General features: G+C 60.3%; 9 protein-coding genes. 7 read left to right on the forward strand and 2 right to left on the reverse strand.

The window, feature by feature from the left end:
* Both AWB68_RS38950 and AWB68_RS38955 read left to right on the forward strand, forming a co-directional pair.
* The coding region (locus AWB68_RS38950; RefSeq protein ID WP_160110148.1) for a tyrosine-type recombinase/integrase at positions 1 to 561 on the forward strand (561 nt) is incomplete at its 5' end.
* Positions 562 to 1,115: 554 nt separating this feature from the next.
* Complete coding sequence (locus tag AWB68_RS38955) at positions 1,116 to 2,141, forward strand: hypothetical protein (protein WP_087649537.1); 1,026 nt, start codon at positions 1,116 to 1,118, stop codon at positions 2,139 to 2,141.
* Between the two features lie 454 nt (positions 2,142 to 2,595).
* On the opposite strand, the gene AWB68_RS38960 is transcribed toward AWB68_RS38955, so the two are convergent.
* Entirely contained in the window at positions 2,596 to 2,919 is a 324-nt protein-coding gene (locus AWB68_RS38960) for a hypothetical protein (RefSeq protein WP_235028746.1), read from the reverse strand.
* Positions 2,920 to 3,325: 406 nt separating this feature from the next.
* On the opposite strand from AWB68_RS38960, the gene AWB68_RS38965 reads away from it, so the two are divergent.
* The 3 genes from AWB68_RS38965 to AWB68_RS38980 all read left to right on the forward strand — a co-directional run bounded on the left by AWB68_RS38965 (position 3,326) and on the right by AWB68_RS38980 (position 7,421).
* Positions 3,326 to 3,637, forward strand: a complete 312-nt coding sequence (locus tag AWB68_RS38965; protein WP_087649538.1) for a hypothetical protein — start codon at positions 3,326 to 3,328, stop codon at positions 3,635 to 3,637.
* 211 nt (positions 3,638 to 3,848) lie between these two features.
* Positions 3,849 to 4,394: an OmpA family protein gene (locus AWB68_RS38970; protein ID WP_160110149.1), complete on the forward strand. Its 546-nt coding sequence runs from the start codon at positions 3,849 to 3,851 to the stop codon at positions 4,392 to 4,394.
* A 165-nt stretch (positions 4,395 to 4,559) separates the two neighbouring features.
* Positions 4,560 to 7,421 carry an autotransporter family protein gene (locus tag AWB68_RS38980; RefSeq protein WP_200828920.1) on the forward strand — a complete coding sequence of 954 codons (2,862 nt, stop codon included), beginning with the start codon at positions 4,560 to 4,562 and terminating at the stop codon, positions 7,419 to 7,421.
* A gap of 870 nt (positions 7,422 to 8,291) precedes the next feature.
* Here AWB68_RS38980 and AWB68_RS38985 read toward each other — a convergent pair.
* A complete protein-coding gene (locus AWB68_RS38985) occupies positions 8,292 to 8,879 on the reverse strand; it encodes a DUF502 domain-containing protein (protein ID WP_200828921.1) in 588 nt (195 codons plus the stop codon).
* An 822-nt stretch (positions 8,880 to 9,701) separates the two neighbouring features.
* On the opposite strand from AWB68_RS38985, the gene AWB68_RS38990 reads away from it, so the two are divergent.
* Complete coding sequence (locus AWB68_RS38990) at positions 9,702 to 10,475, forward strand: DUF2092 domain-containing protein (RefSeq protein WP_087649542.1); 774 nt, start codon at positions 9,702 to 9,704, stop codon at positions 10,473 to 10,475.
* A 12-nt stretch (positions 10,476 to 10,487) separates the two neighbouring features.
* On the forward strand, positions 10,488 to 11,003 hold the full coding sequence (locus AWB68_RS38995) for a hypothetical protein (RefSeq protein WP_087649543.1): 516 nt from the start codon (positions 10,488 to 10,490) through the stop codon (positions 11,001 to 11,003).
* Positions 11,004 to 11,555: the final 552 nt, after the last annotated feature.

Genomic DNA, 11,555 nt, shown 5'->3' on the forward strand with positions numbered 1-11,555 from the left:
TTGATTTCATTGCTGTATCTGATGGGGCTGCGAATTTCCGAAGTCGTGAGCAACCCAATGGGCGGGTTCTTCAAGCGACGCGATCGCGACGGCCGGGAGCGCTGGTGGCTCGCGATCACCGGCAAGGGCAACAAGGAGCGCGTGCTGCCGGCGACTGCGGAGTTGATGGTGGAGCTGGCTCGATACCGGCAACACTACGATCTGCCGGCGCTGCCCTACCTGCACGAGCCGACGCCGCTGCTGTTGCCGATCGGTGGCCTGCATCGGCCGATGACGCGCGGTGGCGTGCACCTGATCGTGAAGCAGGTCTTTGAGAATGCGATTGACCATCTCACGTCGACCGGCGAACCTCGCGAGCGAGCCGCAGAGCGGCTCAGGCAAGCATCGGCCCACTGGCTGCGCCATACCGCCGGTTCACACATGATGGACGGCCAGGTTGACCTGCGTTATGTGCGCGACAACCTCGGTCACGCATCGATCTCGACCACCAGTCAATACCTGCACGCGGACGACGACGATCGCCATCGCGCAACCGAGTCCGGACTCAAATTGAATTGGTAAAGGCCGCAACCAATGCAGTGCTACGGCCCTTCATCGTGGCAACTCGGTCGGCACTTTTCGGCCAATGAAGCGGTCACTCGACGATGCACAGACAAAAAAGCCTAATGGCATATCGGCTGGCGTCGCGACGACTTGAGCGGCAAGGGTGCACATCCTCGAGAGACATCCAAAGTTATCACCACCGCATTGCGACTGTATGTGACCTATACGCGAAGGCTTCATCTCGTTGGGCGAGGCGCGAAAGAACGCGCACCCTTCAACGCAGTCAACGTTCACCGCTCGTCGTACCGCGCTCGAACGCTTTCACATTGATCGGTTCGTGCCGACTGGAGCGACGCGCTTCGTCACGTGAGCGATTGAACACAAAGGGAAATACCGGTATTGAACCCATGAACCAAACGCGCGGCGCGACGGGCCACTAAAATAAGGATATTGAGTCGCGTGCGCTGCACAGCCTGGAATCGCGAATCCAGCATGTGCTCAGGAAGAGCCGGGCGATCCGGGTTGGAATTGTGTCACAGCGCGAAGATTGAACCGGCGGCAGGAGAAAAGACATGGGCATTCTCAGCTGGTTCGCGCGCGGCAAGCGCGACCGAGAAAGCGAGGCGCGTGTTGACGCGCGCGTGACGGACGCACTCGCGCGCATCATACGGCTCGATCCGCAGCTTCGGCTCGTCGAGAAGTACGAGGCTCGCATGGGGGTGGTGCTTGCCACCTGCATCGGCTATGTCGAGAGCCTCGTTATGGCGCTGCCCGAGCCGCGGGGGGCGAGTGCACAGGCGTGGTCATCCGATCCGTTCATACACGCCTTCTTCGCGACTCCAGGCGATGTCGCGTCTGTGCTGAGCCGCTCGGCCGAGTTGCGGGCCTGTTTCGAGCAGAACCCGGACCTCGCGCACGTCCATGCGGTGCTCAGCATGGCAATGTACGAACGCCGTGTGCTGGGCGTCGCGTGGGTGGGCGAGCACGCGCGTCCCGACGTAGCGCAGACGACGGTCAGCTTCAACGATCACAGAATCAGGATTTGCGCCCGTACGGACGGCGAACTGCGGGAGGAGATCGTACTTCGCGCCGTCGATCAACTGGTGCTCAACGGGATGCAAGGGGTTGCCAACGACGCATCGAAGAGGGAAGTGCTCGAAGAAGAGCGCGCGCTGCTCAAGGCGCGATTGCAATTGCTGGAGCGGCAGGGCGCCGGAATGCGCGCGATGATTGGCAGCGACGAGGCGCCCGATGTGGGCGAGGTCGCGCGATTGCAGGCGCGCATCGAGGAGAATAGCCAGAACCTCGCGAGTCTCGGGCTGCCGATGGATTTGCTCGATCGAAAGTTCGAGCACGTGCGTGTCGTGCTGGCCGCCCCTGAAGCGCATTTGCATGTCGAAGTGAAGCGGCTGCGGCTCGACCGGATGAACGTCGTGATGGAGCCCACGAGTACGCAACCGGGCGACGAGATCGAGTTCCGGTTGGCTCGCATTCCCGGCAGTTCGCCTGAGACACGGACGTTTTCCCTCGTGCGCGTCGCGCGGACCGATCTGCTGCCCGAGCGGACCATGCTTCATCAGGCGGCACGGCTGATTTAGAGCTACGCCATTGCTGTGCTTCAGGTAATGCGGCTCGATCACCGCAGGCAAATCTGCCTACCGCACGACCGCCTTCATCGCGTCGAGAAACTCTTCGCGGCCGGCGTGCTTATTGTTTCTTCCCGGAACGGTGGCGGTGACAAGTCCCGGCCCCGGGGCAGGCAGCGAATTCACGCTTCGACTGCCTATCGTCATCGATCGGCAGGTCGTATTCGGCTACGTATGACGGCATGACAGACAGTGCGCCGAAGCGCACAAGCAGCCGAAGCATTCATTCGACTGGAGCGTGACGCTTCTCAAACTGTCACGCGGTAGTGCTTCATCGGAAACGATCGAATCACTGTCCCCACGCCGTGCCCCCCGCGCGGGGCTGCGTCATCCCTCCTTCGACGCAGCCGCAAGAGCGAGACGAGTCAGCGCCGGCAACGACCTGGTACCGGTCTTTTTCAACCGGTCATCCAGGCCGGCTTCCCGAGGGCGGCGGTTCGGCGATTGCTGACATTGGTTCAACGACATGCCAGCGGCTGGTGAGGACCCCATTGCCGTCATTCAGTGGCATAGCGCTTCTCTTGCCGGCACTGGGAGTTGCTCTTCTGGTTTGCAGCTCGGCAGTCGACCTTTTGCCCGCGCGCGCTTCCTTTTTGGCAGCCTGGTTTGCGTTCCTGCCTTCCGGGCGCTGTTGTGACTGGTTGGTGGCCAAGGCAGCGCCCGATAGCGCGAAGAGCTCGGCTGCGGCCAGCATTGCGCCCATCCAAAGTCCGTTTCTTGAATCGAACATTTTCTCGCTCCTTAGTGCTTATATTGAAACGGCGGTCGGCTGTCGGCGGTCGTGGTCGCTGAGCGACCCCATGTTGAGCGCCAACGCCTGGGCTAAAGAGGGTGCGTAGGCGAGAGCAATCAGTGCGGCAGCAATGCTGACAATCGATGTCACGCTTTCGACCTTGTTCTTCGATTGGCCGAGAGTATTATTAATTCACGACTAGTCATACGCCCGGAACGGCGGGACACAAAGTACAAATCTTGGCCAGCTCGCGATCTCGAGATTCGATTGATTGCGCGTGACTTTATATAGGCGCGCTGACCGACAGTTGATCAAAGTGAAACGATTCGAAGGGGATGGCGGGATCGTCCCGCCAATGGCAGAACTCGCTGGGAATCCCTTTTGGTATTGGAAGGAGCACGACATGGAAATGGGCATGCAGATGACCTGCATCGGCTTCCCAAAAGCGACATCCCTGGAACGCGAGGCTGCATTGCAGTTGCTGCGCTTGCAAACACTTGGCGCACTCATTTCCAAGTGTCGGCTGGCGATTGAGGATTTCGCCGGGTGCCCCGAAAACGGGCGGTACCGGGCTCGCCTTGAAATCGGATCAACCGAAGACAAATGCAGACGCGTGGGACGATGCATCCGCGATAGCGCGGATGCAGCCGTTCAACGGGCGTTTAATATCGCCGTTCGTTGCCTCGAACTGATTTCCCTCCGCTTCAGACCATAGACCCTGCCACGCACGCATTGGCGAGCGACGGTTCTGCCGCGGCGTCAATCGTTCGATGGAAACGAAGCGAGGGACTTGAATTGTTCCTGCGCTGAACCGTCACATAACCTCAGTAACGGCATAACTGCTGGATTTTCTCGCGCCGTTACGGGTAACAGGCAGCGACCGTTCTTACGGTCGCTTCTTCAATGTTTGCTAAGGAGCATTAATGATGGAAAAAATAACCAAACTCACGTCGCGAACAGGCAGCATTACTCCGCTGGCCATGGCGCTGGCAGTATGCACAGCACTGGCTGGCTGCGCTTCGTCGCCGCCTGCCCCGCCGCCAGTCTCTCAAACTCCTGCTCCTGCTCCTGCGCCCGCCCCCGCCCCGCCGCCAGTCTCTCAACCTGCCGCGCCTGCGCCTGCGACCGAACACTACACGCTTTCGGGCGCCGCGACCTTCAACTCGGGCCAGGCGAAACTGCGCCCCTCGGCCGATGTGCAACTGGACAAGATCATTGCTCACGTGCGCCACGAGAACGTGGAAACGGTGATTTTGACTGGCTACACCGACTCAGTTGGTTCGTCGGAGTCCAACCATGAACTCTCGTTGCGCCGTGCGCAGGCAGTAGCGCATTACCTGCAGGAGCACGGGCTGAAGGCGCACGAGTACATCGTGCATGGAGAGGGAGAGTCCAATCCGGTAGATACGAACGATACAGAGCAGGGTCGCGCTCAGAATCGTCGCGTAGAGATCGGTATTACCGGAGGCTAGTGTTCAGTCCCAGAAGAAACGATATGAAACGGATAATTTCCTGCGTTCGAGCCTGTTCGAGGCGCGAGCGCGGGACGATCCGGCATTGCTGTGGAAGTATCAGCCGGCGAACGAGAGCAACTTGTAGCGATGAGCCGCTCTCGAGTCTGGCACCGGAGGGTAGCGATGACGGCTTTGTTCAAGTCCGCCCGAAAGTTGACGTGCGCCGGATATCCGCTGGTTCGCACAAAAGGGCCGGCTCAGATGAACCCTGCGTCCGACTGCAAATCTGTCGTGTCCAGATCGCTGGCGATAATCGCGCTGTTCGCGACATCTACGGTCTCCACATACGCCCAGACCAACTGGACCGGACAATTTTCCCCTAATTGGTTCCTAAGTGGCAACTGGGATGCCAGTTTTCCCCGGCAGACGACCGACGGGAACATTAACACTGTGACGCCGAATGCGACGATGATTGCAGACCCGGGCGCGGCAGCCCGGAACCTGTCCGTCGGTCAAAACGGGACAGGGACGCTTACGATCCAGAACGGCGGAACGTTAGCTGACTCGTTCGGAACAGTCGGCGATCTACCGGGCGGGGTGGGCTCGGTGACGGTGACCGGCGCGGGCGCCAACTGGTCGAATGCCGGAGGCATAGTGGTCGGCGGGTTGGGCACCGGCACGCTTACCGTCCAAGATGGTGCCCTATTGAATGGCGGTGGGGGTTCCATCGGATTGTCCCCCGGCTCGATGGGTACGGTGACGGTGACCGGCCCCGGCTCCCGTTGGATCAACGGATTCAGCGGTGGGCTCAACATCGGCAGTTTTGGCACGGGCACGCTCACGATCGCGAACGGTGGGGTGGTCGTCAATAGCACCAATTTCACCGCCAACATCGGCAACGGTCCTAACGGGCAGGGCTCAGTGACGGTAACCGGCGCGGGCTCCACGTGGAGCAACAGTTCGGGGGTGAACATTGGCAACCTGGGCACGGGCACGCTCACGATTGCGGATGGCGGCATCGTCACGGGGCCTATTGTGATCGCGACGAGAGCCAGTTCGACTGGAACACTGAACATCGGCGCGGCCGCGGGCAATCCTGCGACTGCGCCCGGCACGCTCACTACGTTGAGCCTCGCATTTGGCGCCGGTAGCGGTACGCTCAACTTCAATCACACGTCCGCCAACTACGTGTTCGAGCCCGCAATCAGCGGCAACGGTACGGTCAATGTGCTCGCCGGCAGCACCACGCTCACAGGCGCCAACAGCTACAGCGGCGCGACGAATGTCAATGCGGGCAGTCTGGGAGCCGGTGCACCGGGCACGTTCAGCCCGAATTCGGCGGTGATGGTCGCAAGTGGCGGAACGCTCGATCTTAAGGGCTTCAGTCAGACGCTATCCAGCGTCGCCAACGCCGGCTTGGTGAACCTGGGCACGGGCACTGCGCCGGGCACGGTCTTGACGACGACCCACTACACGGGCACCGGCGGAACGATCGCGATGAACATCCATCTGGGGGCCGACGGTTCGCCGTCCGACAGGCTCGTCATCAACGGCGGCAGCGCGACCGGCAATTCGGTGCTGCGCATCACCAATGCGGGCGGCCCCGGCGCCGAGACGGTAGCCGATGGCATCGCGGTGGTGCAGGCGATCAACGGCGGCACGACGGCGCCCGGCGCCTTTGCGCTCGCGGGCGAAGTGCGCGCCGGGGCCTTCGACTATCACTTGTTTCGCGGTGGTGCCTCCGGCGCTCCCAACGACTGGTTCCTGCGCTCGGCCTTCGTCGTCCCGCCGGAACCGCCGATCATTCCGCCGGTAATCCCCCCAGTCATCCCACCGGTCATTCCTCCGGTTATCCCGCCAGTCATCCCACCGGTCATTCCTCCAGTCACTCCACCGGTCGTGCCCCCAGTCGTAACGCCTGTGCCGCCGGTCACCCCACCGGTCATGCCCCCGGTCGTAACGCCTGTGCCGCCGATTCCGCCAGTACAACCCCCTATCCCTCCATTCCCGACCGACCCGCCCACGGCGACGTTACCGCCCGGCATTTATCCCATCATAGGTCCGGAGCTTGCCACGGACGCCGTGGTAGTGCCGCTCGCGCGGGAGTTAGGCACCGCCATGCTCGGCACGTTGCACCAACGCATTGGCGACACACTCACCCCGGTCGACGCCGATGGTGCGGGGATAGGGGCGGCTCGTTCCTCTTGGGGGCGTGTCTTCGGTCAGCAGATCAACAACAGCTACCAGTCTTTTTCGAATCCCAGCGTCACGGGGCAGCTGATCGGGCTCCAGACCGGGCTGGATCTCTGGCACGGCAGCCTGATCCCGGGCCATCGAGACGTCGCGGGAGCTTATTTTGCCTACAGCAATGCCGCGACGGACGTGGACGGTCTGGTCACCAATGCGGCGGCAACCGGCTATGTGTCGACCCGCACCGGCACGGTGGACCAGCAGGCTTATTCCGGCGGGGGATACTGGACGCACTACGGCCCGACGGACTGGTATATCGACGCGGTTTTGCAAGGCACGCATTACATCGGCACCGCGAAGACGGAATTTGCCAGCCTGCCGATCAGCGGCAATGGCTTCATCGCCTCACTGGAGGGCGGCTATCCCATTGCGCTGGCGTTCGGGCCGCAGTTTGTGCTGGAACCGCAGGCCCAAATTCTTTGGCAGAAGGTCAGCTTCAGTAATGCTCTTGACGGACTGGGGCCCGTCGCGCTGGGCTCGAGCACCGGCACCACCGGGCGGCTTGGGGTGCGCGCGAAGTGGACAATTCTCACCGCGGACGGGCAAGTGTGGCAGCCTTATGGCCGGTTGAACCTTTGGCATGACTGGAACGGCCGCGCTGCGACGACGTTTGCGACGACGCCGGTCCCGCTGGACGCGGCGGCGACGCAGTTGGAACTGGCCGTCGGCTTCACCGGCAAGCTCAAGAACCGTCTCAGCGTCTACGGTCAGTTCGGATATCAATTCGACATCGCCCACAGCCACGGCAGCCATCGGGGCGTACTTGGCGATGCCGGGGTGCGCTATACGTGGTGAGCGCAGCAAGGTAATTAGCAAACTGCCTGCGTTCATCCACACAGCGCTTCGAAATGACGCTGGTTTGCTCGACGAATCGTTGGTCGCCGTCGCTTCGTCAGCTGCCGACTCGTCGTTCATCAGCAGACGTTCGTCAAACCGACCGTAAAAAACCACAGGACCGCAGGTTGCCGAATCTTGCCGATCGTCGTGCGATCGGCACGAGCCTTGGTACGAGCGGCAGCATGCGACCCTCTCCGGACCTTGACCCCGGCCTCAATTCTACGGCCGCTTTGAGATGTTTAACGACCGTCCACACATCCGAGTCGGCTGGCGACCGAGGCCTTGCGCGGCACTGCGATCAGCGCGGCTTCCCTGCTCGCGTCTGGACGCCATCAGCCTTCGACATTCCTGACCTGTTGGACCAAGGTCTCATTGACCGGCCGGAAGTTCAGGTGTCGTATTGCATCGGCACGGCTCATGCACGTCCGTATCGTAAGAGAAAGTTTCAATACGTTGATCAGTTCTCGCAGAGTCGCTTGCTGTTTCGGAGCATCCGATGAGCATCAACGAGCCCCATTCACTGCCTTCAGCGATTGAAGCGCGGTGACGGATCCGTTCAGCCTGTTCCTGATTTCCGCTTCTATTTTGAAAGTCGATTCCTCACCTACATACTGCAGGTTCTCTTGATTTCCTCCACAAGAGGCAAGCCGTTCCACCTGTTGTCTGCGGTCGAGCTATTCGATCCGGCCACGGGTACCTGGTCGCGAATGGGCAGCCTGCCGCAGGCGAGGCAATTGCGGGACAAACATCGGTCGTTTGTTGCACAGTGTGCGGATAGCGGAAAATGGGGAATCGTCATCATCCCAAGTGCGTCGGCTTACCTGAAGGTTAGTTGCCCTTTTTCATGGCGGCGACCAAGTCCTTTGCCCCCGAGCCCCAGCGTGAAACGACTTTGATGGCGTCCGTGAATGGCACGTCCAGCGGGTGTACGCGCTGACGGTCGAGAACTAAGACGGCCCCCGCAAACGGTGTTGGGATGGACGGGACAAAAACCGTGTAGCGTCCATCCTCAAGCTCCTCGATGATGAAGGCAGGAATAAGGCCTTCGTCACTCTGGAACAGCGCCGGCTTCCAAGTGCTCTCACGGCTCTCCCCCGCTACCTGATGTGTGAGACTGCGGATGAGCGCATAGCCGGGGATCCTCTCAAAGACCGTTGCTTCGAGCTTGTTCCGGACTCGCTGCCCCAAGCGGGTGCCGATTGAGGCACCGACGGCGATGCAAATCGCGAGACATAGCAAAAGCGACAGGAGCCCCTCGGCTGGAAGCCACTCGGGAAGGAGCCGGGCGAACGGACTGACGAGGGTCCCGACTGATTTCATTCCCTTGAGCAGCAGCAGAATGGCAAGATAGATGGGAATGATAATGAGCAGACCCCGGACCAGGGCCTTTAACGCGGACGCCATTATCTGTTTCACGGGTTGCCTCTCGTAGGCCTGGAAATCACCATGTGCGCTTGCGGGAGCAGGCCTCCTCTGCCGCGCCAGGGGAGCCGGGCAGCCGGTCGCCGGGACCGACGCGACACCGATTCGGGACGAAGGGGGCACGGGTTTCGCGGCCCTACGGTCCGACATCAATACGGCGGATTGACGACAACGACCTGCGCGGGCGAGTCAGGTTGCGAGCCCCATTCGCATCGTCTAGTCTGGGATACGACGTCACCTTTTGCAAGGAACGAATAATGCAGGCAGCGTGGTCTCCGAAAATCGGAGCGGCGAATGCTTGGGCTATGAGCTGCGATAGCAAAGGGGCTTCGCGCCCGAAAGAGAAGGGGGAAACAACGAATCGCCGGATAGCCATCTTGGCGCTTACCAATTTGATAGCTGCTCCATGCATTGCGTGGGGCGAAAGCAAGAGCGAAAAGCAGGGTGAGGTGCGGCCGGCATCGGAATTGGGGACAAGAAATTTCAACTGGTCTGGGTGTTCGAAGACGAGACAGTCCAGGCTAATGCAGTGGCCTTGAGCAAGGTCGGTACATGCGCCCTGCCGTGACTTGCTGCGCACATCGCCTGCGCTGCCTGCCATCACCCGGATCTCGCCGCTGCGAGTGACCCGGGCGCCGCGCAGCTGGAACCTAATAGACTGGAGCCGGACATCGGACGACAGTGAACCGCAACGCCGATGTCAAGATTGGTCTATAACGAAAAAGCGGCGGCTCTCCCTCGATCAGCCAAAGCGATATTAAGCCGACGGTGATTCGTCCGTATAGCTCTAACGGTGCTTGACATCAGGAGACAGCCATGCAACGGAAGATTTTTGTCCTCGGCCTGCTAGCTATTATGTCAGTCGCCGGACCGTCCAGTTACGCGCAGACCCAGCCGGCGAGCGAGGCGCAGCCTGCGGCGAGCGCTGTCAATCAGGGATCGATTCAGGCACTCAAGGCTATGGGCGCATATTTGCAAACATTGAAGCGCTTTCGGGTTTCAAACGAACTGAGCGCCGAGCGAGTTCTGCAGGACGGTCAAAAGCTGCAGCACACGGCGACGGCAGATCTGGATGTCGTTCGTCCACACAGGCTGCACGTGGTGATGTATAGCCCGCGCTCCACGCGCGAACTCTTCTACGACGGAAAGACCGTCACCCTCTATACACCATTACAAAAGTATTACTCATCGGTCGAATTTGCCGGCACGAACGGTGAGCTGATCGACAGACTGCGAGTGAAGTACGGCATGGAAGTGCCATTGGCGGATCTCTTTGTCTGGGGTACCGATGCTGCGCCCCTCGACAAGATTGAATCTGCGATGAATGCCGGCCAGGACTTTATCGGAAACGATCTTTGTGACCATTACGCGTTCCGTCAGGGCGATATCGACTGGCAGATCTGGATATCCGCTGGAGGAAAGCCCCTGCCGCGCAAGATCGTCATAACCAATCGAGTCGACGATGCCCGCCCACAATCGGTCTCCCTGTTGCAATGGGATTTGAAGCCGGAATTCACAGACTCGGTTTTCACGTTCGTGCCGCCCAAAGGTTCCACGAAGATAGAGATCGTGCCGGTGAAGGCAAAGTAAAGGAGATCCAACATGAAGAAATCACTCAGCCAGTTGCAATGGGTGCCACTGGCCACGCTCGTCTTCGCCAACTTCGCTTTAGCACCCATCGCAGAGGCGCAAGGTCGTGGAGGCGGCGGTGGCGCGCGCGCCCAATCGGCTGGTGGTGGCGCACGGGCGCAAGCGGCTGGTGCTAACAACAGACAGAATGTTCAGGTTAACAACAGCAGGGCCGACGCGCGCACGAACAATGTCCGAAGCACCAGTGTCAACAACGTAAACAACAACGTAAATGTCAACAGGAATACCAATGTGAATGTTCAAGCAAATGGAAATGGAGGTTGGGACAACGACTACCATCCAGTCGCGACCGCGGTCGCGGTTGGCGCGACCGTTGCGGTGACTTCTGCGGTGATTGGCTCCATGACCCGAACCGTGCCGGCAAATTGTGTTCCGATCAACTATGGGGGAATGGTCTACCAGCAATGTGGCAGTACCTGGTACCAGCCCCAAGGCTCACAATACGTAGTAGTGAATCCTCCGTATTAATGCTCTTTGCCCGAGGCGCATTTATGGACGCATTGCTGCGGGCGATCTCTGTTTGTACGTATGGCAGAATTCAGCTGATCATCCACAACGGGCTACGACGCGTTCCGGTGTCGATCATTCTCGACCAACAAGCCTTGCCACGTTGTCTTCGGGCGTTCGGATTGGGGACCGTTTTCGGCCGGCTTGCGCGGCTTCGATGGGACGATCGCGCGTAACCGCAATGCTCAGGAGCGGTCGCTGCAACTGACTGAGTTCGAGAGATTGAGAGCCGCGGGTATGGCCGATCATGCGACGAGAGTGATCGGCGTGTAAACGTCGGCTGCCTGGGCGGAACGGCTGTTTGAACGTCCGCAGTCGCACGCCCGCGAATGGCAGGAGATGGCCGGTTTGAGTCGGATAATCACGTGGTCCACCAGCATGTGCGGGGAAGTGTACTGCCTACCTCCATTCGCAGAACTCCTTCGCGTACAGATCATCGCTCTGATCCAGGTCTCCGGTCGCTGCATAGACCAACGGCTGGCCATCCAGAGCAAGCACCGCTCCATCGACCAC

Origin of the sequence: Caballeronia choica (assembly GCF_001544535.1) — a bacterium.
In the GTDB taxonomy this organism is placed as follows: Bacteria; Pseudomonadota; Gammaproteobacteria; order Burkholderiales; family Burkholderiaceae; genus Caballeronia; species Caballeronia choica.